Source organism: Rhodobacter sp. JA431 (assembly GCF_900217725.1).
Lineage (GTDB): Bacteria > Pseudomonadota > Alphaproteobacteria > Rhodobacterales > Rhodobacteraceae > Rhodobacter > Rhodobacter aestuarii.
The window spans coordinates 168,220-191,722 of record NZ_OBMP01000002.1 but is presented as its reverse complement, the minus strand read 5'-3'; the positions used below and the strand labels follow the sequence as shown (position 1 = coordinate 191,722).

23 protein-coding genes are annotated in these 23,503 nt (G+C 60.8%); 17 read left to right on the top strand and 6 right to left on the bottom strand.

Annotated elements, in window-relative coordinates:
• Nucleotides 1-86 precede the first annotated feature (86 nt).
• The 6 genes from CRO18_RS04590 to CRO18_RS04565 all read left to right on the top strand — a co-directional run bounded on the left by CRO18_RS04590 (nucleotide 87) and on the right by CRO18_RS04565 (nucleotide 7,998).
• Nucleotides 87-1,439, top strand: a complete 1,353-nt coding sequence (locus CRO18_RS04590; protein ID WP_097081232.1) for an ABC transporter substrate-binding protein — start codon at nucleotides 87-89, stop codon at nucleotides 1,437-1,439.
• Between the two features lie 58 nt (nucleotides 1,440-1,497).
• Nucleotides 1,498-2,493 carry a carbohydrate ABC transporter permease gene (locus CRO18_RS04585; protein ID WP_097081231.1) on the top strand — a complete coding sequence of 332 codons (996 nt, stop codon included), beginning with the start codon at nucleotides 1,498-1,500 and terminating at the stop codon, nucleotides 2,491-2,493.
• Nucleotides 2,493-3,626 carry a carbohydrate ABC transporter permease gene (locus CRO18_RS04580; RefSeq protein WP_097081230.1) on the top strand — a complete coding sequence of 378 codons (1,134 nt, stop codon included), beginning with the start codon at nucleotides 2,493-2,495 and terminating at the stop codon, nucleotides 3,624-3,626. The genes CRO18_RS04585 and CRO18_RS04580 overlap by 1 nt, the downstream gene beginning before the upstream one ends.
• A 3-nt stretch (nucleotides 3,627-3,629) precedes the next feature.
• Nucleotides 3,630-5,276, top strand: a complete 1,647-nt coding sequence (locus tag CRO18_RS04575) for an alpha-glucosidase (RefSeq protein ID WP_076483441.1) — start codon at nucleotides 3,630-3,632, stop codon at nucleotides 5,274-5,276.
• The gene (locus tag CRO18_RS04570; protein ID WP_097081229.1) at nucleotides 5,269-6,354 is read left to right on the top strand and encodes an ABC transporter ATP-binding protein; all 1,086 of its coding nucleotides are present in this window, start codon (nucleotides 5,269-5,271) and stop codon (nucleotides 6,352-6,354) included. The genes CRO18_RS04575 and CRO18_RS04570 overlap by 8 nt, the downstream gene beginning before the upstream one ends.
• An 81-nt stretch (nucleotides 6,355-6,435) precedes the next feature.
• On the top strand, nucleotides 6,436-7,998 hold the full coding sequence (locus tag CRO18_RS04565; RefSeq protein WP_097081228.1) for a trimethylamine methyltransferase family protein: 1,563 nt from the start codon (nucleotides 6,436-6,438) through the stop codon (nucleotides 7,996-7,998).
• Nucleotides 7,999-8,070: 72 nt separating this feature from the next.
• Here CRO18_RS04565 and CRO18_RS04560 read toward each other — a convergent pair whose 3' ends face one another.
• From CRO18_RS04560 to CRO18_RS04540, 5 genes are all read right to left on the bottom strand, one after another.
• Nucleotides 8,071-8,604, bottom strand: a complete 534-nt coding sequence (locus tag CRO18_RS04560; protein ID WP_097081227.1) for a hypothetical protein — start codon at nucleotides 8,602-8,604, stop codon at nucleotides 8,071-8,073.
• Nucleotides 8,605-8,681: 77 nt separating this feature from the next.
• A complete protein-coding gene (locus CRO18_RS04555; protein WP_097081226.1) occupies nucleotides 8,682-10,001 on the bottom strand; it encodes an HlyC/CorC family transporter in 1,320 nt (439 codons plus the stop codon).
• Nucleotides 10,002-10,035: 34 nt separating this feature from the next.
• Complete coding sequence (locus CRO18_RS04550) at nucleotides 10,036-10,977, bottom strand: site-specific tyrosine recombinase XerD (protein WP_097081225.1); 942 nt, start codon at nucleotides 10,975-10,977, stop codon at nucleotides 10,036-10,038.
• Nucleotides 10,974-12,551 carry a tetratricopeptide repeat protein gene (locus tag CRO18_RS04545; protein ID WP_097081224.1) on the bottom strand — a complete coding sequence of 526 codons (1,578 nt, stop codon included), beginning with the start codon at nucleotides 12,549-12,551 and terminating at the stop codon, nucleotides 10,974-10,976. The genes CRO18_RS04550 and CRO18_RS04545 overlap by 4 nt, the downstream gene beginning before the upstream one ends.
• Nucleotides 12,541-12,792 (bottom strand): hypothetical protein, encoded by a 252-nt coding sequence (locus CRO18_RS04540; protein ID WP_097081223.1) that lies wholly within the window; start codon nucleotides 12,790-12,792, stop codon nucleotides 12,541-12,543. Before CRO18_RS04540 ends, CRO18_RS04545 begins: the two co-directional genes overlap by 11 nt.
• A 223-nt stretch (nucleotides 12,793-13,015) precedes the next feature.
• On the opposite strand from CRO18_RS04540, the gene CRO18_RS04535 reads away from it, so the two are divergent.
• From CRO18_RS04535 to CRO18_RS04520, 4 genes are all read left to right on the top strand, one after another.
• The gene (locus CRO18_RS04535) at nucleotides 13,016-13,561 is read left to right on the top strand and encodes a shikimate kinase (RefSeq protein ID WP_097081550.1); all 546 of its coding nucleotides are present in this window, start codon (nucleotides 13,016-13,018) and stop codon (nucleotides 13,559-13,561) included.
• Nucleotides 13,558-14,664, top strand: a complete 1,107-nt coding sequence (aroB, locus tag CRO18_RS04530; RefSeq protein WP_097081222.1) for a 3-dehydroquinate synthase — start codon at nucleotides 13,558-13,560, stop codon at nucleotides 14,662-14,664. Before CRO18_RS04535 ends, aroB begins: the two co-directional genes overlap by 4 nt.
• A gap of 20 nt (nucleotides 14,665-14,684) precedes the next feature.
• The gene (gene dusA, locus CRO18_RS04525) at nucleotides 14,685-15,668 is read left to right on the top strand and encodes a tRNA dihydrouridine(20/20a) synthase DusA (protein ID WP_097081549.1); all 984 of its coding nucleotides are present in this window, start codon (nucleotides 14,685-14,687) and stop codon (nucleotides 15,666-15,668) included.
• A gap of 71 nt (nucleotides 15,669-15,739) precedes the next feature.
• Nucleotides 15,740-16,543 (top strand): sulfite exporter TauE/SafE family protein, encoded by an 804-nt coding sequence (locus tag CRO18_RS04520; protein WP_097081221.1) that lies wholly within the window; start codon nucleotides 15,740-15,742, stop codon nucleotides 16,541-16,543.
• 33 nt (nucleotides 16,544-16,576) lie between these two features.
• On the opposite strand, the gene mazG is transcribed toward CRO18_RS04520, so the two are convergent.
• Nucleotides 16,577-17,407, bottom strand: a complete 831-nt coding sequence (gene mazG, locus CRO18_RS04515) for a nucleoside triphosphate pyrophosphohydrolase (RefSeq protein WP_170952556.1) — start codon at nucleotides 17,405-17,407, stop codon at nucleotides 16,577-16,579.
• A 60-nt stretch (nucleotides 17,408-17,467) separates the two neighbouring features.
• Between mazG and CRO18_RS04510 the strand changes: the two genes are divergently transcribed.
• From CRO18_RS04510 to ccmB, 7 genes are all read left to right on the top strand, one after another.
• A complete protein-coding gene (locus CRO18_RS04510) occupies nucleotides 17,468-18,631 on the top strand; it encodes a M20 aminoacylase family protein (RefSeq protein WP_076483450.1) in 1,164 nt (387 codons plus the stop codon).
• 189 nt (nucleotides 18,632-18,820) lie between these two features.
• Complete coding sequence (gene yajC, locus CRO18_RS04505; RefSeq protein ID WP_076483451.1) at nucleotides 18,821-19,159, top strand: preprotein translocase subunit YajC; 339 nt, start codon at nucleotides 18,821-18,823, stop codon at nucleotides 19,157-19,159.
• 20 nt (nucleotides 19,160-19,179) lie between these two features.
• The gene (gene secD, locus CRO18_RS04500; RefSeq protein ID WP_076483452.1) at nucleotides 19,180-20,847 is read left to right on the top strand and encodes a protein translocase subunit SecD; all 1,668 of its coding nucleotides are present in this window, start codon (nucleotides 19,180-19,182) and stop codon (nucleotides 20,845-20,847) included.
• A 10-nt stretch (nucleotides 20,848-20,857) separates the two neighbouring features.
• Complete coding sequence (gene secF, locus CRO18_RS04495) at nucleotides 20,858-21,841, top strand: protein translocase subunit SecF (RefSeq protein WP_076483453.1); 984 nt, start codon at nucleotides 20,858-20,860, stop codon at nucleotides 21,839-21,841.
• Nucleotides 21,828-22,202, top strand: coding sequence for an Mth938-like domain-containing protein (locus CRO18_RS04490; protein WP_097081220.1), 375 nt, complete (start codon nucleotides 21,828-21,830; stop codon nucleotides 22,200-22,202). The genes secF and CRO18_RS04490 overlap by 14 nt, the downstream gene beginning before the upstream one ends.
• Nucleotides 22,199-22,843, top strand: a complete 645-nt coding sequence (ccmA, locus tag CRO18_RS04485; RefSeq protein WP_097081219.1) for a heme ABC exporter ATP-binding protein CcmA — start codon at nucleotides 22,199-22,201, stop codon at nucleotides 22,841-22,843. Before CRO18_RS04490 ends, ccmA begins: the two co-directional genes overlap by 4 nt.
• Nucleotides 22,840-23,496 (top strand): heme exporter protein CcmB, encoded by a 657-nt coding sequence (gene ccmB, locus CRO18_RS04480; protein ID WP_076483456.1) that lies wholly within the window; start codon nucleotides 22,840-22,842, stop codon nucleotides 23,494-23,496. The genes ccmA and ccmB overlap by 4 nt, the downstream gene beginning before the upstream one ends.
• Nucleotides 23,497-23,503 lie beyond the last annotated feature (7 nt).

Here is a 23,503-nt window from a genome sequence, read left to right as displayed (position 1 = left end):
AGCGCTTTGGGGCGAGTCGGATTTTCCCCGTGGATCAAGGCGCCTGTGGGTCAAAAGGGCCTTTGGCTCGGTCTCGGGAGGACTGAATGTCGAAACATTTGTATCTGGGCGTGGCGCTGGCTGCGCTCACTGATTCTGGCGCTTTGGCGCAAGATCTCAAATTTGCCCCCGGCGAGGATGCGCGGTTCAATTGGGCCTCTTACGAGGCGCTGCAGCAGATGGATTTGTCGGGCCAAACGCTGACCGTTTTGGGGCCGTGGCTCGGGCCGGATAAGGATCTCTTTGAAAGCGTGATCGCCTATTTTGAGGCCGCGACCGGGGCAAATGTGGTTTATTCCGGCTCGGACAGTTTCGAGCAACAGATCGTCATTGATGCCGAGGGCGGCAGCCCGCCAGATGTCGCCGTTTTCCCGCAACCCGGTCTGGCGGGCGACTTGGCCCAAAAGGGCCGCCTTGTGCCGCTGGCCGAGGGCACCGGAGACTGGATCAAGGCAAATTACGCCGCGGGTGATAGCTGGGCCGCTTATGGCAACTACATGGGCCCCGATGGCGCGGCGCATCAATATGCCTTCCCCTTCAAGGCGGATGTGAAGTCGCTTGTCTGGTATGTGCCTGAAAACTTTGAAGATGCGGGCTATGACGTGCCGCAAACGATGGAAGAGTTGAAGGCGCTCACCGAACAGATCGTGGCCGATGGCGGTACGCCGTGGTGCATTGGCTTGGGCTCGGGCGGGGCCACCGGCTGGCCCGCGACCGATTGGGTCGAAGATTTTATGCTGCGCCTCAACACCCCTGCCGATTATGATGCTTGGGTCGCCAACACGCTCAAATTCGATGACCCGAAAGTGGTTGCCGCGATTGAAGATTTTGGCTGGTTTGCCCGCAATGATGCCTATGTGGCGGGCGGCGCGGGTGCTGTTGCCACGACCGACTTCCGTGACAGCCCCAAAGGCCTCTTTACCAGCCCGCCGCAATGCTACCTGCACCGTCAGGCCAGCTTCATCCCGTCCTTCTTCCCCGAAGGCGTGGTGGTCGGTGAAGATGCCGATTTCTTCTACTTCCCGGCTTACGCGGAAAAAGACCTCGGCCAGCCGGTTTTGGGCGCGGGGACGATGTTTGCCAAGCTCACCGACAATCCGGCGGGCGATGCGTTCATCACCTTCCTCGAAAGCCCGATCGCGCATGAGGTTTGGATGGCGCAAAAGGGCTTTGTTACGCCCTATAAAGCTGTGAACACCGCGCTCTATGGTGATGAAACACTTGCGAAAATGGGCGCCATTCTACTCGATGCCACGACCTTCCGCTTTGATGGTTCTGACCTGATGCCGGGGGCGATTGGCGCGGGGGCGTTTTGGACCGGGATGGTCGATTATGCGGGCGGTAAACCCGCCGCAGACGTGGGCGCGCAAATTCAAGCGACATGGGACACGCTGCAATAAGCGGCCCCGCCCGCCCGGGCGCTGGCTTGGGCGGGTGACCATGACCGGGGAGGGGTGAATGGAACAGCTGATGCTGGCAGGCGGCACGATTCTGACCGGGGTCTTTGCCTGCGTGGCGTGGTTTTGGGGCGCGAATTTCTTGCTCGACACGCTTTACCCCCCGCGCGGCCCCAATATTGGCCGCAATATCTTGCGCGCCAATATGATCCGGCCTTGGCTCTTCATCGGCCCGGCGATCTTGTTCTTAGGCGTCTATCTTGTCTATCCGGTCTTCAAATCCACGCTGATGAGCTTTCAAGACAGCGATGCGAAAGCCTTTGTCGGCTTTGCCAATTACAACTGGCTGCTCTCAGACGCGAAATTCCGCGAGTCGATCTTCAACAACCTGATGTGGCTTTTGGTGGTACCTGCGGCCTCCACCTTCTTTGGGCTGATCGCTGCGCAAATCACCGACCGGATCAAATGGGGCAATTTTGCCAAATCCATGATCTTCATGCCGATGGCCATTTCCTTCGTTGGCGCCGGGGTGATTTGGAAATTTGTCTATGATTACCGCGCAGAAGGCCAAGAGCAGATCGGGCTTTTGAACGCGATTTGGGTGTCTTTGGGCAATAGCCCGGAAACATGGCTGACGGTGCCGTTTTGGAACAATTTCTTCCTGATGATCGTGCTGATCTGGATCCAAACCGGCTTTGCGATGGTGATCTTATCGGCGGCGCTTCGGGGCATCCCCGAAGAAACGATTGAAGCGGCGATCTTGGATGGGGCGAACCCGTGGCAGTTGTTCTTCCGTATCAAAGTGCCGCAAATCTGGGGCACGATTGCGGTTGTTTGGACCACGATCACGATCACCGTGCTCAAGGTCTTCGACATTGTCTTTGTGATGACCAATGGCGAATGGGGTACGCAGGTGCTCGCCAATATGATGTATAATTGGATGTTCCGCGGCGCGCCCGATTATGGTCGTGGTTCGGCGATTGCACTGGTGATCATGGCGCTCGTTACGCCGATCATGATTTGGAACATTCGCAATGCCCGCAAGGAGATGGCCTGATGGACAACATTGCAGGCACTCGTGCGCGGCTGGTTTGGGCGGTTAATCTGGCGGCGGCCGTCTTGGTGATTTTATGGGTCGTGCCGACGGTTGGGCTGTTGGTGTCGTCCTTCCGCGACCGCGATCAAATCACCGCCTCGGGTTGGTGGCGTGCGGCCTTTCCGGCCACCGCGACAAGCTTTGTGCGCGCGGGCACGGCGCAAGATCAGTTCCAAGAAAATGACCTTTGGGTGATTGAGGGGAACGTGCTGGAACCGGGGCAGGGGTTGGAGCGCTGGGGGACATCTTCGCGCGCGCCAGAGGCTTATGCGCCGGGCGAAACGGTTGATCTGAAAGACGGCGAGGTGATCACCGTCGCCCCCGATGGCGACTACCGGCTCACCGCCCCGCAAGAATTCACCAACACGCGCGGTATGCGGATTTTCATCACCACCACCACACCGCCACGCTTCACCACTGACAATTACGCCCGCGTGATCGGGGCGGAGGGGCTTGGGCGCGCGTTCCTCAACACGATGACCGTCACCATCCCGGCGACCGTGATCCCGATTTTGATTGCCGCCTTTGCCGCCTATGCGCTGGCATGGATGCAGTTTCCGGGCCGGGCGCTTTTGGTGGCGGCTGTGGTGGGGCTTTTGGTCGTGCCGCTGCAACTTTCGCTCATTCCGCTCTTGCGGTTCCACAATGAGATTGGCCTTGGCAAAGGCTATTTGGGCATTTGGCTGGCGCATACGGGCTTTGGCCTGCCGCTCGCCATTTACCTGTTGCGCAACTACATGGTCGGCCTGCCAAAAGAGATTATTGAAAGTGCGCGCGTCGATGGCGCGACCGAATTTCAGATCTTCCGGCGCATCATTCTGCCGCTCTCTTTCCCGGCACTTGCCTCTTTTGCGATCTTTCAGTTCCTTTGGGTGTGGAACGATCTGCTTGTCGCCACCGTTTTTCTAGGCAACCGCCCCGATCAGCTTGTCATGACGGGGGTGTTGCGCGAACTTTTGGGCTCGCGCGGGGGCGATTGGGAAATTTTGGCAGCCTCGGCCTTTGTGTCGATTGCGGTGCCGCTTCTCGTCTTCTTTGCGCTTCAGAAATACCTTGTACGCGGCCTTCTGGCTGGCTCGGTGAAAGGCGGATAATCCATGAACTTGCTCAACAAATCTCCTGACTGGTGGCGCGGCGCGGTGATCTATCAGATCTATCCGCGCTCGTTCCAAGACACCAATGGCGACGGCGTGGGCGATTTGCTGGGGATCGTGCAGCGCCTGCCGCATGTGGCGAGCCTTGGCGCCGATGCGGTCTGGATTTCGCCCTTCTTCACCTCGCCGATGAAAGATTTTGGTTATGACATCGCCGATTATTGCGATGTCGATCCGATGTTTGGCTCCTTGGCGGATTTCGACCAAGTGATTGCCACCGCTCATGCTTTGGGGCTGAAAGTGCTGATTGATTTGGTGCTTTCGCATACCTCAGACCAGCATCCGTGGTTCAAAGAAAGCCGCGATAGCCGCGACAATGCAAAAGCCGATTGGTATGTTTGGGCCGACCCAAAGCCCGATGGCACGCCGCCCAACAACTGGCTGTCGATCTTTGGCGGCCCGGCGTGGCAATGGGACTCGCGGCGCGAACAATACTATCTGCACAACTTCTTGGTGGCGCAGCCCGACCTCAATTTCCACTGCACCGAGGTGCAGCAGGAATTGCTCAGCGTGGCGAAGTTTTGGCTCGATCGCGGGGTGGATGGCTTCCGCCTCGATACGATCAATTTCTACATGCATGACGAGGAGTTGCGCGATAACCCCGCGCTGCCGCCCGCAGAGCGCAACGACCAAACCGCGCCCAAGGTGAACCCCTACAACCACCAGCGCCACATCTACGACAAGAACCACCCCCGCAATGTGGAGTTTCTGCGCAAGCTGCGCACGCTGATGAACGGCTATAATGCGGCGGCTGTGGGCGAGGTGGGCGACAGCCAGCGCGGGCTAGAGATTTTGGGCGAATACACCTCGGGCGAAGACAAGATGCAGATGTCTTACGCGTTCGAGTTGCTTTCGGGCCATGAACCGCTGAAAGCGGGGTTCATCAAAGACACCTTTGAGCATTTGGAGCGCGTCGCGGGCGAAGGCTGGGCCTGTTGGGCCTATTCCAACCACGATGTCGTGCGCCATATCTCGCGTTGGGGGCTTAATCCGGCCTCATCAAGGGTTTACACGACGCTGTTGATGTGCCTGAAGGGCTCTATCTGCCTCTATCAGGGGGAGGAATTGGGGTTGCCAGAGGCGGATCTCGCCTATGATGATTTGCAAGACCCATATGGCATCCAGTTCTGGCCCGAGTTCAAAGGCCGCGATGGTTGCCGCACGCCGATGGTCTGGCACAAAGACGCCGCTTATGGCGGGTTTTCTTCGTCCAAACCGTGGTTGCCGGTGCCCTCGGTCCATTATCACCTCGCCCCCGATGCGGTTGAAACCGACCCGGCTGCGCTCATTCACCATTACCGCCGCGCGATCGCCTTCCGCCACCATCACCCGGCGCTGAAGGCGGGCAGCATGACCCATATCTGGGCGCATGGGGATGTGCTGAGTTTCCACCGGATTTGTGATGAAGAAGAAATCTTGTGCTTCTTCAACCTCTCGGATCACCCGGTCGATACCACCGTGCCCGCGGGCGATTGGGTGACGATTGGCGGCGAGTTGGGCTCGATCCGGCCGATGCCCGACCACACTTTGCATTTGGGGCCGTGGCAGCCCTCGCTCCTCAAGCTCAATCAAGGAGGCCGTGATGGCTGACCTAACGCTTACGGGCGTTGCAAAATCTTACGGCGAGGTCGATGTTCTGCGCGACATCAACCTCGAGATCAAAGCGGGCGAGCTGATCGTCTTCGTCGGCCCCTCGGGCTGCGGAAAATCCACGCTGTTGCGGATGATCGCGGGGTTGGAGCGGATCACCGGCGGCGATCTGACGATTGATGGCGTGCGGGTCAACGATATGCCGCCCGCACAGCGCGGCATTGCGATGGTGTTTCAGTCTTACGCGCTTTACCCGCATATGACGGTGCGCCAGAACATGGAGTTCGCGCTCAAAATCGCAAAGAAATCGCGCGCAGAAATTGACGCGGCAGTGAATAAGGCCGCCGAAATCTTGCAACTCACGCCCTATCTTGACCGTTTGCCGAAGGCGCTTTCGGGCGGGCAGCGGCAACGGGTGGCGATTGGGCGGGCGATTGTGCGCGACCCGAAGGTCTATCTGTTCGATGAGCCGCTCTCGAACCTTGATGCCGCCTTGCGCGTGGCAACGCGGATCGAGATTGCGCAACTCAAAGAAGCGATGCCAGACCGCACGATGATCTATGTCACCCATGATCAGGTGGAGGCGATGACGCTGGCCTCGCGCATTGTTGTTCTGGCGAATAAAGGCATTGCGCAGGTGGGCACGCCGCTCGAACTCTATGAACGCCCGCAAAATGAATTTGTCGCGCAATTTATCGGCTCGCCGCAAATGAACCTTTTGCCCGGCAGGGTGGTGGAAACGGGCGATGTGACCACGGTCAAGCTGGCGGATGGCGGCACGGCGCGCTCGACCGTGCCGACCCGGCCCGAAGATATGGGGCTGGTCGTCAATATCGGCGTGCGGCCCGAAGATTTGACCCGCACAGACGGGCAGGGGCTTTTCACCGGCAAGGTAGAGATTGTGGAAGCTTTGGGGGAGGTGACGCTCCTTTATTTCGGGGCGGAACCCGGCGCACCGCATGTGATTGCCAAACTCCCCGGCATTCATGCTGATTTGCGCCGCGCCAAGGTCACGCTGACCGCAGCGCCGGAAAAAGTGCATCTCTTCCACGCGGGACAGTCGCTTCTTTATCGCTGATGTCGCAATCCGCGCACGGGCACAGAGTCGCATCGGATAGAAGATTCCGAAGCCATTCAGGGCCGAGTCGGGGAGAGCGTGATGAATCAGGTCGTCGAACAACCAACCGCAAGCGCCGGGCGTCGGGCCCGTGGGGGCGGCGGTGCCGCGCGTCGTGCCGAGCGCACGGCGGTCAAATTCGAATTTGCGCGCTATATCGAGCGCAACATTCCCAATCTGGAAATCCTGAACGAAGAAGCGCTGGCGATCATCGAAGCCAATGCCGAAACGGTGCTGGAAGAGATCGGCGTCAACTTCGTTGACAACCCGGCTGCGCTCGATCGTTGGCGTGAAGCCGGGGCCGATGTGCAAGGCGAGCGCGTGCGCTTCCCCAAAGGCTTGGCGCGCGAACTGTGCAAAACCGCGCCCTCGAGCTTCGTGCAACACGCCCGTAACCCCGAGCGCAACGTCACCATCGGCGGCAAAAACCTTGTGCTGGCACCTGTTTATGGCCCGCCCTTCGTGCGTGACATTCACGGTGGCCGCCGCTACGCCACCCTGACCGATTTCCGCAACTTCGTGAAACTCGGCCAAATGTCGAAATGGGTGCACCATTCGGGCGGCACCGTTTGCGAACCGACCGATGTGGCGGTGAACAAACGCCACCTTGATATGCTGTTCTCGCACATGACGCTTTCGGACAAACCCTACATGGGGTCGGTCACCGAGCGTTCGCGTTGCGTCGACTCGGTCGAGATGTCGAAGATCCTCTTTGGCGATGACTTCGTTGATCAGAACACGGTGATGACCTCGCTCGTGAACATCAACTCGCCGCTCACCTTCGACCCGATCATGATGGACGCGCTTGAGGTTTATGCGGCGGCGAACCAAGCCTGCATCATCTCGCCCTTCATCGTGGGCGGGGCGATGGCGCCGGTCTCTGTCGCGGGCACGCTGACCCAAGTTCTGGCCGAGGTGATGGTGGGTGTGGCTTATAGCCAGCTTATCCGCAAAGGCGCGCCGGTGATTTTCGGGGCCTTCGTGACCTCGATCGACATGAACTCGGGCGCGCCCACCTTCGGCACGCCGGAAGCTGCGCAAATCACCCTTGGCGCGGGCCAATTGGCGCGCCGCATGGGGCTGCCCTATCGCTCGGCGGGCTCGTTCAACGGTTCGAAACTGCCCGATGCGCAAGCCGCTTACGAAACCGCCAACACGCTCAACATCGGTCTGTTGTCGGGCGTGAACTTCATGCTGCACGCTTGCGGCTGGCTTGAAGGCGGTCTGGTGGCGTCTTACGAAAAATATGTGATGGATGCCGACCAATTGGGCGTGCTGCATCGTTTGGCGGCGGGCGTAGATATGTCTGAAAACGGCCAAGCGATGGATGCGCTGCGCGAAGTTGGCCCGGGCGGCCACTTCTTGGGCTGCGCGCATACCCAGTCGAACTTCAAAGAAGCCTTCTGGAAAACCAACCTGCTCGACTACAAACCGTTTGAAACCTGGGAAGAGGAAGGCGGTCGCGATACCTCTTCCATCGCCGCAAAACGGGTTGAGAAGATGCTGGGCGAATACCAAGCCCCGGCGATTGATCCGGGCATCAATGAAGCCCTGGCCGAATATGTCGCGAAGAAAAAAGCCGCTGAGCCGGATGCGTTCATGTAAGCCAAGGCTGCAAGGCGAATAAAGAAAGGCGCTCCAATAGGGGCGCCTTTTCCTTTTGGGGCAAGCGGTTGGTCAGCCCATCTTCAGGCTGGCCAAAATATCGACCGGGAAGTGATCTTTGATCCCGTAAAGGAACATGTCGATTTCAAGCGCAAGCTCGGCCTCAAATTCGTTGAGTTCCGTCCCGCTCCAGCGGTGGTTTTCTAGCCGGTCTTGAAAGGCACGGCGCTCTTGTTCGGAATGCGGCTCTAGCGGGAACATTTCGGCCGCGCGCAGCAGATCAATGCGTTTATGCACCTCACGCATGGCCGAAAACGCCTCCATCATCACCCGCATCAGCCGCGGCTCTTGTTGCCAAGTCTGACCGGCAAAGACCTCTTGCACCACTCGGTTGCCTGCGCCCAAGCAATCATAGGCGATGCAGCCGGGCATCCCCGCCTCATTCAGGCGATCATGGATCGCGCAAAGATGCCCCGACAGGTTCCGGCAGGGCTCGCAGGGGTTCTTGCTAAAGGCGAAGTCCTTGCCCTGATCAAAGGCGAGCACAAGGCAGCACAAAGCGGCGCATTGGGAGCAATCGGTCTTGAGACAATCGGCTTGGGGCATGGCGTTCGACTTTCCGCACGGGGCTGGGCGGCCTTTCTGGCGCAAAACCGCCCCGGCGTGCAAGAGGGGCGCTTGCCCTATTCCTGCGCCAAAAGCGGGCGGATTTTCAGTTGCGTGATGCGGTTGTCTTTGCGCCCAGCCACCTCAAAACGGAAGCCGTGGAAGGCAAAAACCTGCCCCACCTCGGGGATCGTTTGCGCCTCATGGATCACCAAACCTGCCACGGTATTGGCCTCGTCATCAGGCAAGGACCAATCGGTTTCGCGGTTGAGATCGCGGATCGTCATCGCGCCTTCAACAAGGTAATCGCCGTTTTCGGTGGGCTTTAGCTGGCGCTCGCCTTTGGGGTCAAACTCGTCCGAAATCTCGCCAACGATCTCTTCGAGAATGTCTTCGAGCGTCAAAAGCCCTTTCAGATCGCCATATTCATCCACCACCAGCGCAAAATGGGTGCGGCGCTTCAAAAACTCGCGCATCTGCTCATCCAGCGGCGTGGTTTCGGGGATGAAATAGGGCTTCATCGCCACTTTCATCAGATCAAGGTCAGAGACGGAATCGAGCTTGCCATCCCCTGAGCGCAAGAAGCGTTCGACGGCGCGCAGAAGGTCTTTGGAATGCAGAATACCCACCACATTTTCGCGCTCGCCCTTATACATCGGCAGCCGGGTGTGGGAGGAGGCGAGCACTTGGGCCAGCACCTCATTGGGGTCATCTTCGGCGTCGATCATTTCCACCTGGCTGCGGTGGCGCATGATTTCCTCAACCGTGCGGTTGCCCAGATCCAGCGCGCCAAGTAACCGGTCGCGGTCGTCTTTATCCACCGCGCCTTCGGAGGCGCCGAGCGCAATGGCCCCGGCAATCTCATCTTGGAAGGTGAACATATGTTGGCTGGCATCGGTGCGCAGACCAAAGATCCACAAGATCCCGCGCACGATCATCCGCACCACGCTGACGATGGGCGCCAAGATTTTGGTCAAAAGCCCCACCGGGCGGGCCACGGCGCTGGCAAAGGTTTCCGCATTTGTGATGGCGTAAGTCTTTGGCAAAACTTCCGAAAAAATCAAAACCAAGGTGGTCATAACGAGCGTCGCCAAAGCCACACCCGATTGACCAAAGAGCCGGGTCAGAAGTGCTGTGGCGAGCGAGGCCGAAAGGATGTTGACGACGTTATTGCCCAAAAGCAGCGCGCCAATCAGCCGCTCGTTGTCTTCGGTGATTTCCAGCGCGCGTTCCGCCCCCTTTTCCCCCTTATCCGCGCGGGCGCGCAGTTTGGGCCGCGAGGCAGCGGTCAGCGCGGTTTCGGAGCCGGAGAAAAAGCCCGAAAGCGCCAGCAAAATCACGATGGCGGAGGCAGAGAGCCAGAAGGCGGTGTCGAGAAGGGCGGTGATGTCGCTCATGATCGCAAAAGAATGGGGGTTTGAGGGAAGATCATCAAGCCTTGCGCGCCAGCGGATGGTGCCCCAGCACCAAATCTTTCAGCCGCGCGTCAAGAACATGGGTGTAAATTTCGGTGGTGGACAGATCCGCATGCCCCAAAAGCGTTTGGATCACCCGCAAATCCGCACCGCGCTCCAGCAGATGCGTGGCAAAGGCATGGCGCAAAACGTGGGGCGTGACGCGGGCGGGCGAAATACCCGCCGCCACGGCGATATCTTTCAAAAGCCCATGAAAGCCTTGCCGGGTCAGATGCCCTTCTTTGGCCGAAGACGGGAACAGGTAGCGCGAGGGCGGCGCGCGTTTGGCAAGGCGGGCTTCTTCTTCCGCCGCATCGCGGGTGGTGAGCCAAACGGCCAAAGCCTCCCGCGCGGGGGGAGAAAGCGGCACCATCCGTTCTTTGCCGCCTTTGCCGCGCACCAAAAGCATCGCCGGGTTCCCGCGTGCGGCGGCCACGGGCAGGGTGACCAATTCGGTGACCCGCATCCCGGTGGCGTAAAGCAGTTCCATCAGGCAGCGGTTGCGAATCTGGTCTTGCACCGTGCGTCCCTGTTCGCGCCCCGCCTCCAAAAGCGCCTCCACCTCGTCGATGCTGAGCGTTTTGGGCAGACGTTTGGCCTTGCCGGGGCCAGAGATTTGCATCGCCGGGTTGTCGCTCCTCCAGCCTTCTTCATAGGCGAAGCGGAAGAATTGTTTGACCGCCGAAAGCCGCCGCGCGCGGGTGGATTTGGCCAAGCCCTCGGCCTCAAGCCGCACGATCCACGCCTCGATTTCATCGCGGGTAAGGGTCAGGATATCGAGCTTTTTCACCTCAATAAAGTCGGCGAAGTCCTTGAGATCACGTTCATAAGCCAAGATCGTGTTGCGCGCGGCTCCGGCCTCTGCCGCTTGCGCCTCAAGAAAGACAATGATCCGTTCACGCAAAGACAGGCGGATCATCCGCGCCGCTCCAGCACCATCAATTCAAGCGCGGTGCGCCGGGCCAAGCTTTCCATCCCCGCTTTGCGCAGAAGTTTCAGCCCCGTTTCCACGCGGCGCTGATCGCCCTTGGCGCCTTCGGAAATATCATCAATCGCGGCCAAAAGTGCCGCGCCCAACTGGTCGGGCACCAGTGTGGCATAGGCGGCGGGCACCTCCTCGGGCGGGGCATCAAAAACGCGTTTGAGCATCATGCCCAGCACATCGGGCGCGCGCGTGCCATTGGTGTTGCCCCGCGCCAGCGCCGCCAAGAAGCGGGTGGTGGTGCCGGTATCAGGTGGCGAAAGCGCGCTCATTTCAAAATCGGGCGTCAGCATCGCCATGCGGAAGGCAAGCGTTGCCGCCTCGCCCGAAAGCTGCAGGCCCGCCAAGCGTGGCACGATCATCGCGGCAAAGGGGGCTTCCAACTCTTGCGCCTGCATCTCTTCCCAAGCCTGCGGCAGCAATTGCTCCACGCGGGCGCTGCGGCCATCCGACAGCGCGCGGTCGAGTTCTGAAATCAGCGCAACACGCTCCCACACCCCACCCGAGGCAGAGGCGCGCTCTTGCGTGTAAAGCCCCAAAAGCTGGTTCGGGTCGATCACCCCCATGCGCGCCAGCCGTTCGGCGGCATCCAGTTGCGTTTTCCAGCCGGAGTTGGAGCGCAAATCCGCCTGCGCGAAGGCCACCGGCAGCATGGTCGTCGCCATCGGCTGGCCGATCGCCTCCATCAGCCGGAAGGTCAGCGGCGAGGGGCGCGCGGGCGGCGGCAGATCATCGGCCCCATCTGCGGCCTCGTCATCCAAGAACAGTTCCAGCAGATCGGTCATTTCCGGGGTGATCTGACCCAAAGCATGCCCGGTATTGAGGTTCAGCTCCGCATCTTCCCAATTGCCACGCCGCGCGAGGCAAAAAATCCGCGCCGGCGGCGAGGGGGCGACGGCGGGGCTTTTTTCCATGATCTCGCAGGCGCGATCTTCTTGCCCCAAAAGCAGCGCCACATCAAAGCGGCGGCGGAAAATCTCGGCATCATCCGGGTCGGCTTGTTCGAGCAAGGCCATCGCCTGTTCGAGCGCGCCAAGGTCCAACAGCCGGTCAATACGCGCCAAGAACAGCACATCATGCCCGTTTGAGGCGCGGTTTGTGGGCGGATCAAGCTCTGCCAGCATCAGATCGAGCAAAAAGCCTTGGACCGAGGGCAGGGTATCGAGCCGCTCTTTCCGCAACGAGGTGGCAAGTTCGCGCTCAGGCGTGGTGCCCCAAAGGTTTGCAGGCAGGCCGAGCCGCGCGGCGGGCACCAGCCCCAGCCCATCGGCGCTGGGTTGATCAAGCGAATGCACCGTGACCGTTTCAACCGGCCCGGTGCCACTGACGGGCGGCTCCCCCGGCACAGGCGGAAGCACCGCAGCGGAAGAGCCTGGCTGCATCGAAATCGGCATTGCCCCCGAAACCGAGGAAGACAGCCAATCAATCGCCGACATTGGCTCTTCTGCGGGCAGCGGTGTGGCCGCGCAGCCGAGCAATAGCGCAAAGGTCAAGCGCCGGTTATTGCCCACTCGCTGCCTCCGCAGGGGTGCTGCTTTCCGGGGCTGCGGAGGGCGCCACAGAGGGTGCCACGGGAACCAGCGCAGCACCGGGCACAGGTTGTGCGGGCGGCGGTGGCGCAAGGCCGGGCAGGGTGACCGGGGTGCGGGTTTGCACCGGATCTGCTTCCATATCGCCAAAATAGGCATAGCCCAAAACGCCCAATGCGCCGAGCACGACCAGAATGAAAACTGCCTGAAGGATACGCCCCATTGTCTTTCTTTCTGTTATCTCTCATCGCAATGCGCGCGCGAGGCCGCCTGAAAGCCCCGCTGCGGGTGCTTTCGAATGCAGCCGAAACGTCGCGCGTGCAAGATTATATATGGCTTTTCGGGAAACTTCACGCCATTGAGGGGCGCAAAGATCACGATTGCGCAAGCTCCCGCTCAAGGCGCGCGGGACGAGGGAGGGGCGCGTGAAAGGCGAAGGGGACACGATGCCGCGTCTGCAAAAGACGATTGTGCTCGTGGGCATGATGGGCGCGGGCAAGACCGCCGTCGGCACTGCGCTGGCGCGGGCCTTGCATGTGCCGTTCCAAGACAGTGACGAGGAAATCGTCAAAGCCGCGCAGATGTCTGTCGCGGAGATTTTCGAACGCGATGGCGAGGCGTTTTTCCGCGCCCGCGAATCGGAGGTGATTGAACGGCTTTTGACCGGGGCACCGGCTGTTGTGTCTACCGGCGGCGGCGCGTTCATGTTTGAGGCAAACCGGGAATTGATCTCGCGGCTTGGCGTGTCGTGCTGGCTCAAGGCCGATCTGGATCTGCTGTGGAGCCGGGTGAAGGGCAAAAACACCCGGCCACTTTTGCGCACCGCCGACCCGCGCGCGACGCTTTCTGGGCTGATCGAAAAACGCTATCCGATTTATGGCCGCGCGCAGGTGACGGTGGAAGCCGAAGCCGCGCTGAGCATCGAGGCGATGGCGCAAAAGGTGATTGCGGCGCTCAAATCCCAACCGGGCCTGTTTGCGGAGGAACCATGAAAGAAGTGGTGAAGGTCGAGCTGGGCGAACGCGCCTATGAAGTGCGCATTGGCACCGGGCTCATTGCGCAGGCGGGCACTGAAATTGCGCCGCTGTTGCGCCGCCCGCGCGTGGCGGTGGTGGCCGATGAAACGGTGGCTGATCTGCATCTGGAGGCATTGCGCGCGGGGCTTGGTGAGATTGAAATGGTCACCTTGCGCCTGCCGCCCGGCGAAGGCACCAAAAGCTGGCCGCATTTCACCCGCACGGTGGAATGGCTTTTGGAACAAAAGGTTGAGCGCAAAGATATTGTCGTGGCCTTTGGCGGCGGAGTGATCGGCGATCTGGTGGGCTTTGCGGCCTCGGTGTTGCGCCGGGGCGTGCGATTTGTGCAAATCCCGACCTCGTTGCTCGCGCAAGTTGACAGCTCCGTGGGTGGCAAAACCGGCATCAACGCACCGCAGGGCAAGAACCTGATTGGGGCGTTTCACCAGCCAAGCCTTGTGCTGGCCGATATCGACCTTCTGGGCACTCTGACCGAGCGCGATTTTCTGGCGGGCTATGGCGAGGTGGCGAAATACGGCCTGTTGGGCGATGCCGCTTTCTTTGAATGGCTGGAAGAAAACGGGCCCAAGCTGGCTGCAGGCGATAAAGCCGCGCGGCTTTATGCGGTGAAACGCTCGGTCGAGATGAAGGCCGAGATCGTTGCGCGCGATGAAACCGAAGAAGGCGACCGCGCGCTGTTGAACCTTGGCCACACGTTTTGCCACGCGCTTGAAGCCGCCACGGGCTATGGCCAACGGCTTTTGCATGGCGAGGGCGTGGCGATTGGTTGTGCGCTGGCCTTTGAGCTTTCGCAACGGCTGGGGCTGTGCAGCCAAGAGGCCCCCTCGCGCGTGCGCGCCCATTTGCGCAACATGAAGATGAAGGTCGATCTTGCTGATATCGAAGGCGAATTGCCCGATACGGATGGGCTGATTGACTTGATGGCGCAAGACAAAAAAGTGCTGGATGGCAAGCTGCGCTTCATCTTGGCGCGGGGCATCGGTGCGGCCTTTGTCACCGCCGAAGTGCCGCGCGACGTGCTGCATAAAGTGCTGTCCGAAGCACTCGCCCAGCGCTGAACCAGCTTAAGGACGCGATGATGAGCACCGATCTGCGCGAAAGTGCCCGCCTCTCTGTGGCGCCGATGATGGATTGGACGGATCGGCATTGCCGGATGTTTCATCGCACCATTTCGCGCCAAGCGCTTCTTTATACCGAAATGGTCACGGCGCCGGCGGTGATCCATGGCAAGCGCGCGCAGCTTTTGGACTATAGCCCCGAAGAACATCCCGTTGCGCTGCAACTTGGTGGCTCGGACCCGGCAGAATTGGGCGAAGCAACGCGGATTGCCGCCGATTGGGGCTATGATGAGATCAACCTCAATGTCGGCTGTCCGTCGGACCGCGTGCAATCGGGGGCCTTTGGCGCGGTTTTGATGAAAACGCCCGATCTGGTGGCGCGCTGCGTGGAAGAAATGATCAAGGCCTCCCCGGTGGAGGTCACGGTGAAATGCCGCATCGCGGTGGATGATCAGGTGGCCGAAGAGGTTCTGCCCGCGTTTTTGCGCAAAGTTTCCGCTGTGGGGGTGACGCGCTTCACGCTGCATGCGCGCAAAGCTTGGTTGCAGGGGCTGAGCCCCAAGGAAAACCGCGAAATTCCGCCGCTCGATTACCCGCTAGTGCATGCGATGAAGCGGGAGTTTCCGCATCTGCACCTGAGCCTCAATGGCGGGGTCGCCAGTTTGGCAAAGGTGCAAGAGCATCTGGCCGCGGGCATGGATGGGGTGATGGTGGGCCGCGCCGCCTATGGCGAGCCGATGGATGTCTTGGGCGGGGCCGATGCCGCGCTTTGGGGGCAGGGCGCGGAGCGCTCGCCCTTTGATGTCGCTGAAGAGATGAAACCCTATATCGCGGCGCATATTGCGCGGGGCGGGCGGCTGCATCAAATCACCCGGCATATGCTGGGGCTGTTCCACGGTCGCCCCGGTGCGCGGGGCTGGCGGCGCGTTTTGTCGGAAGGGGCAACCCGCGACGGCGCCGGTTTGGCGCTTTACGATCAGGCCTTGGCGCAGCTTCAGCGCTAGGATGCTGCGTTGAGATACGGCGCGCCGGGGCAGAGGAGGCCAAGGCGCGGCGGCAGGAGGGGGAGACCGGAATGACGCTTGCGTTTCTGGGGCTGGTGCTGATTGCGGTCGGCGCCTTTGCCGGGTTGATGGCCGGGCTTTTGGGGGTTGGCGGTGGCATCGTGCTGGTGCCCGCCTTCTTTTACCTGTTCGAGGGGCTGGGCTACGGCGGCGACAACCTGATGCAGGTTTGTCTGGCCACCTCGCTTGCGACCATCATCCTGACCTCGGTGCGCTCGGTGCTGGCGCATCACCGCCGCGGCGCGGTGGATATGCAGATCTTGCGCGATTGGGCGCCGCCAATTGCACTTGGGGCCGTGGTGGGCGTGGGGGTGGTGGATCACCTGTCCACTCACAGCCTGCAAGTGATCTTTGGGGTGATGGTGCTCGCCATCTCTGGCTATATGGGCTTTGGCAAGCCCGATTGGCGGCTTTCCGATCAGCTTCCGGGCTGCCGGTTTCGGCTCAGTTTCGGGCCGCTGATGGGCTTTGTCTCGGTGCTGTTGGGGATTGGCGGCGGCTCGATTGGCACGCCAATGCTCACCCTCCATGGCGTGCCCATTCACCGTGCCGTCGCCACTTCGGCGGGCTTTGGGGCGACCATCGCGCTGCCCTCGGCGGTGGCGTTTTTGTTCACCCCCGTGCCCGATGCGCCCCCCTATACGGTGGGGGCGATCAACCTGCCTGCCTTTGGCATCGTGATCGTGATGACGCTGATCACCGCACCAATGGGGGCCGCGTTGGCGCACCGGCTTGACCCCAAAAAACTGCGCGCGGTCTTTGTGGGGTTCTTGGCGCTGGTGGCGCTCAATATGCTGCGTAAAGCCCTGTTTTAAAAGGTCCGGGCGCCTTGCCCGGACCAAGAGGCGTTACAGCCCCGCGCGTTTGGACGCGTTCCACAGCCCATCCATCTCTTCCAGATCGCTCTGATCGGGGCTTTTGCCCGCTTTCGCCAGTTCCGCCTCGATAAACTCAAACCGGCGGGTGAATTTGGCATTGGCGGCGCGCAAACAGGCTTCAGCATCCAGCCCCAAATGGCGGCCCAAATTCACCATCACGAAGAGCATATCGCCATATTCCTCGGCGGTTTCTTCGGGGCCCAACTCGTCGCGCGCTTCCACCAGTTCATGCGCCTCTTCAACGATCTTTTCGACCACTTCCTTGGTGGAGGGCCAATCAAACCCGACCCGCGCCGCGCGCTTTTGCAATTTCAACGCACGGGTGAGCGCCGGTAGGCCCATCGCCACGCCATCCAGCACACCTTTTTCGGCCTTGGCTGCGCGTTCAGCGGATTTGATTTTCTCCCAATCTTCCGTCTGTTGCGCAGCGCTCTTGTCACGGGTGTCATCTCCAAACACATGCGGATGACGCGCGATCATCTTGGCCGAAATCGCCCGCAAGACGCCGCCCAGATCGAAATGCCCCGCCTCTTCGGCCATTTGCGCGTGGTAGACGACTTGCAGCGCCAAATCGCCCAATTCGCCCTCCAACTCGCCCCAAGCGCCGCGTTCAATCGCATCGGCAACCTCATAGGCCTCTTCAATCGTATAGGGCGCGATCGAGGCGAAATCTTGCTCGATATCCCAAGGGCAGCCGGTGTCGCGGTCGCGCAGGCAGGCCATGATCGCCGCCAAGCGGCGCATTTGGTCGCCCAAGTCACCACGGTCATCAAACAGGATCGGATCGGTCGGTTTCACCATTGCCTCTTGCCTCTTTCAGGGTCATCTACTCCTAACCCTCACAACAAACCCGAGTCCACTATGCCCGTGATCAACCGCATTGCCGCTCTTGCCCCCGAAATGAAAGAATGGCGGCATTGGCTGCACCGCCACCCCGAATTGGAGTTTGACCTGCCGCAAACCGCCGCCTTCGTGGCCGAGCGTCTGCGCGCGATGGGGGTGGATGAAATCCATGAAGGGATTGCGACCTCTGGCATCGTGGCGCTGATCAAAGGGCGGCAAGACGGCCCCACCATCGGGCTGCGCGCCGATATGGATGCCCTGCCGATCACCGAGGCGACCGGGGTCGATTATGCCTCTGAACATGAAGGTAAAATGCACGCCTGCGGCCATGATGGCCACACCACGATGCTTTTGGGGGCGGCGAAATACTTGGCCGAGACGCGCAATTTCGCGGGCACGGTCGCGCTGCTCTTTCAACCGGCCGAAGAAGATGGCGGCGGTGGCGAGGTGATGGTGCAAGAAGGCGTGATGGAGCGCTTTGCCATCAAAGAGGTTTACGGCATCCACAATGCGCCGAACCTGCCATTGGGCCATTTCCACACCACGCAAGGCCCGCTGATGGCGGCGGTGGATACCGCATGGGTGACGGTGACGGGACTGGGCGGCCATGGGGCTACGCCGCACGAATGCGTCGACCCGATCCCGGCGATCACGGCGATGGTGGGATCGCTGCAAACCATCGTGTCGCGCAACCTTTTCCCGCTCGATGAACTGGTTGTGTCGGTGACGCAAATCCATGTTGGCTCTGCCAACAATATTATCCCCGAAAGCGGCTGGTTCTGCGCCACGATCCGCTCTTTCACCCCCGAAGTGCGCGCGATGGTGGAAAAACGTTTCCATGAGATTGTCGAGGGTACGGCGGCGGCCTTTGGCGTGAAGGTCGAGATCACCTATGACAAGGGCTATCCGCCCACTGTGAACGATGCCGAACGTGCCCGCTTTGCCGCCGATGTGGCGCGGGAAATCTCGGGCCCCGATGCGGTGCTCGACGATGCGGGCCGTGAAATGGGCGCAGAGGATTTCTCTTATATGCTCGAGGCGCGTCCCGGCGCTTACCTCTTTATGGGCACTGGCCCCGGGGCTGGGCTGCATCACCCGGCCTTTGATTTCAACGATGAAGCCGCGCCGGTGGGGGCGAGCTTCTTTGCGCGGCTTGTGGAGCGCGCGCTGCCGGCAAGCTAAGGCGAGCAAGCTGAGGACGAGTAAGGGGGGCGGTGCCCCCCTTTTTCTTTCTCTCTGACACCCCCGTGATCTGGCGGCAGCGCGGGCCTGATTGCCTTGCCAAGGCCAAGGGCCGCCGCTAGGGTGCGCGCCGACACTGGGGGGAAGTGCAAACCCCCCTGCCCAAGGCCCCAAAGAGAGGACCAAGATATGTTCGTGACCCCCGCCTATGCTCAGGAAGCCGGTGCCCAAATGGGTGGCTTTGCCGCCATTGGCCAGTTCCTGCCGCTGATCCTGATCTTCGTGATCATGTATTTCCTGCTGATCCGTCCGCAGCAAAAGAAAGCCAAAGAGCACAAGCAAATGGTCGAGGCGCTGCGCCGCGGTGACAGCGTGCTGACGCAAGGCGGCATCATCGGCAAAGTGACCCATGTGCGCGAAGATGGCGAAGTCGAAGTCGAAATCGCGCAAGGCGTGAAGGTGCGTGTGCTCAAGCAAACCATTCTTCAAGTGCTCTCGAAAACCGAGCCGGCTTCGAACGACAACTGATCCCAAGAGGCCGCGCCGCCATGTTGCAAATCTCGCTTTGGAAGCGTCTCGTCATTCTTTTGCTGTGCCTTGCAGCTTTGGTTTCGGCGGCGCCCAACCTCTTTTACAATCGCGTCGAGGGCCATAACGACGCTGTCATGGCCTTCGAGAAAACCGGTGCGCTGACCGAAGAACAGGTCGCCGCGCGTGCTGCTTGGCCCGATTGGCTGCCCTCGGGGCTGGTCAACCTTGGCCTCGATCTGCGCGGCGGGGCGCATTTGCTGGCCGAAGTGCATCTGGACGAGGTCTATAAAGGCCGGATGGATGCGCTTTGGCCCGAAGCCCGGCGCACTTTGGCGGCGGAACGGGCCACCATTGGTTCGATCCGCCGTGTGCCCTCGCCGCAAGACGAGCTGCGCATTCAAATCGGCAACCCCGATCAAATCGCCAAAGCCGTGGAAGTGGCGCGCACGCTGACGAGCCCGGTGATGGGGCTTACGGGCGTGGGCCAATCGGATTACGAAGTGACGGGGGAGGGCGATACGCTCACCTTCCGGCTTTCGGAAGCGGAGAAAACCGCCACTGATGACCGCACGATGGCGCAATCGCTTGAAATCGTGCGCCGCCGTGTGGATGCCGCAGGCACCCGCGAACCCACGATCATGCGCCAAGGCACCGACCGCATCTTGATTGAGGTGCCGGGCATTGGTTCGGCGCAAGAGTTGAAAGATCTGATCGGCACCACCGCGAAGCTGACCTTCCACCAAGTTTACGGCCCGCCGATCTCCAACCCCGACGCGAACCCCGGTGCGAGCCGGATGCTTTTGCCCTCGGCAGAGCGCGAGGGGATTTATTACATCATGGATGATGTGCCGGTGGTGACAGGCGACGATCTGACCGACGCCCGCCCCGACACCGACCAAAATGGCTATCCCGCCGTCGCCTTCCGCTTTAATCCGACGGGCGCGCGCGCCTTTGGCGATTACACCGCCAGCCATATCGGCGAGCCCTTCGCGATTGTGCTCGATGGCAAGGTGATTTCCGCGCCGACGATTCAAGCCCATATCGCGGGCGGCTCTGGCATCATCACCGGGAACTTCTCGGTCGAAGAGGCCACGAACCTTGCGCTGCTGTTGCGCGCGGGGGCATTGCCCGCTGGCATGACCTTCTTGGAAGAACGCACCGTCGGCCCGGAACTGGGCGCCGATAGCATCGAGGCGGGGAAGAAAGCCGCGATGGTGGGCTTTGGGCTCGTGGTGATCTGGATGATCGCTTCTTACGGGCTTTTTGGGGTCTTTGCCGCGATTGCGCTCACCATGAACGTGATCATGGTCTTTGGCTTCATGTCGGCGGTGGGCGCGACGCTCACCATGCCCGGTATCGCCGGGATCGTGCTGACCATGGGCACGGCGGTCGATGCCAACGTGCTGGTTTACGAACGGATCCGCGAGGAATTGCGCTCGGCCAAATCGGCGGCCCGCGCGATTGAGCTTGGCTACGAAAAGGCGATGTCGGCAATTATCGACGCCAACGTCACCACCTTCTTGACCGGCGTGATCTTGTTCGTGCTCGGCGCGGGCCCCGTGCGCGGCTTTGCCGTGACGCTGATTGTGGGCATTGCCACCTCGGTCTTTACCGCGATCTTCGTCACCCGCCTGATGGTGGTGACATGGTATGCGCGCAAGCGCCCGAAAACCCTGACCGTGTGAGGAACGACCCATGGCTTTCCGTCTTAAACTCGTTCCCGATCATACCAATATCGACTTCTTCCGCTGGCAGTGGCTGACCTTCGGGATTTCTGGTGTCGCGGTGGTTGCCGCGCTGATCATCACGCTGATCATGGGGCTCAACTTCGGGATCGACTTCCGCGGTGGCACCACGATCCGCACCGAATCCACCCAAGCGCTGGATGTGGGCGTTTATCGCCAAGCGATGGCTCCGCTCAATCTTGGCGATGTGTCGATCACCCAAGTCTTTGATCCGACCTTCCGCGAAGATCAGCATGTCGCCTCGATCCGCATTCAGGCGCAAGAGGGCCAAGATGCGATCGCGCCCGAGCAAATGGCTGCGATTGAAAGCGCCCTGCAAGAGGTTGATCCGGCTGTCAAATTCGTTTCGACCGAATCCGTTGGCCCGAAAGTGTCGGGCGAGTTGATCTGGACCGCGATCTGGTCGGTTCTGGCGGGCACGGCGGCGATTGTGGTCTATGTCTGGCTGCGGTTCGAATGGCAATATTCGGTCGGCGCGCTTGTCGCCCTTGTCCATGATGTGGGGCTGACGATTGGCCTTTTCTCGCTCTTCCAGATCAAGTTCGATTTGGCCATCATCGCTGCACTGCTGACGATTTTGGGCTATTCGATCAACGACACCGTGGTTGTGTTCGACCGGCTGCGCGAAAACCTGATCAAATACAAAACCATGCCGCTCAAGGACGTGATGAACCTGTCGGCCAACGAAACGCTTAGCCGCACCGTGATGACCTCTGGCACCACGCTGATCGCGCTGATTTCGCTTTTGGTGCTGGGTGGCGATGTGATCCGGGGTTTTGTCTTTGCCATGACATGGGGCGTGGTCGTGGGGACCTATTCCTCGATCTATGTTGCGAAAAACATCGTGCTGTTCCTTGGGCTTGACCGCAACAAAACCCCCAAAGATCCGGCGGCGAAGTTCTTCACCGAGGGTGCGCAAGATGCAAATCCGTGAGTCTTCCTTCGGCGGCGCCCTGCCTGTGGATGGCTACGGGCCGGGCTTTTTCCGCGTCGGCGGGCAGGTGCATGAAGGGGGACTGTTGATCCAAGCCGAGGGCGGGCAAAGCTGGGCGGGGTTGGAAGACCGCGCGCCTTTGTTGGCGCTGTCTGGCAAAGTCGATGTGTTGTTCGTAGGCATGGGCGCGGAAATCGCGCTTTTGCCGCGCGACTTTGTGGCGGAACTCGAAGCGGTTGGGGTGTTTTGCGAGGCGATGGCTACGCCCTCTGCCGCGCGCAGCTATAACGTGCTTTTGTCTGAAGGGCGCCGGGTCGCCGCCGCGCTTTTGCCCATGCCGGGCGCGGTGCCCACCGCATGAGCCTTTTGTCGGTTGAAAACCTCACCGTCAGCCGGGGCGGCTTGGCCGTGCTGGAGGGGGTGACGTTTTCGCTGCAAGCCGGGCGCGCGCTGGTGCTGCGCGGCCCAAACGGGATTGGCAAAACCACGCTTCTGCGCACGCTTGCGGGCCTGCAACCGCCGCTGGCGGGCTCTGTCTCTATGCCCGGCGAGGCGATGGCCTATGCGGCCCATGCCGACGGGCTGAAGGCCACGCTTTCCGTGCGCGAAAACCTCGCCTTTTGGGCCGCGATTTATGAAACCCAAACCGTTGAGCAAGCGCTCGATCAAATGAACCTGCGCGGGCTTGAGGGGCGGGCGGCGCATAGTCTCTCTGCCGGGCAAAAGCGCCGCTTGGGGCTGGCGCGGCTTTTGGTGACGGGCCGCCCGATTTGGGTGCTGGATGAACCAACCGTGTCGCTCGATGCCGCTTCGGTTGCGCTTTTTGCCTCTGCCGTGCGGGCGCATTTGGCCACCGGTGGCGCGGCGCTGATGGCAACGCATATCGACTTGGGGCTGGAAGAGGCCGAGGTTCTGGACCTTGCCCCCTTCAAAGCGCGCCCGCCGGAAGAGGGCGGTCATAAAGGCGCGTTTGACCACGATTTTGACGGAGCCTTCCTGTGATTGCGCTCCTGATGCGAGACTTACGGCTGGCGATCCGCGCGGGCGGTGGCTTTGGGCTTGGGCTCGCGTTTTTCCTGATTGTCGTCACGCTGGTGCCCTTTGGCGTGGGGCCAGAAGGCGCGATCCTGTCGCGCATCGCGGCGGGGATTTTGTGGCTCGGCGCATTGCTCGCCTGTCTGCTCTCGCTCGACCGGATCTTTGCGCTCGATTTTGAAGATGGCTCGCTCGATCTGTTGGCCACCGCGCCGATCCCGCTCGAAGCCGTTGTCACGATGAAGGCGCTTGCGCATTGGATCACCACCGGCTTGCCGCTGGTTCTGGCCGCGCCGCTCTTCGCCGTGCTGCTGCATCTGCCGACGCCTGCTTACTTTTGGCTTGAGGTGTCGCTGCTGCTGGGGACGCCTGCGCTTTCGGTGCTGGGCACCTTTGGCGCGGCGCTGACTGTGGGGCTTAAGCGCGGGGGGCTGCTGCTGTCGCTCTTGGTTCTGCCGCTTTATGTACCGACCTTGATCTTTGGGGCAGAGCTGGTGCGCCGCGGCGGCGAGGGGATGGCGGTGCAAGTGCCGCTCGCCATGCTTGCAGGCATCACCGCGGCCACCATTGCGCTTGTGCCTTTTGCCTCGGCGGCTGCGATCCGGGTCAATTTAAGGTGAGACTTAT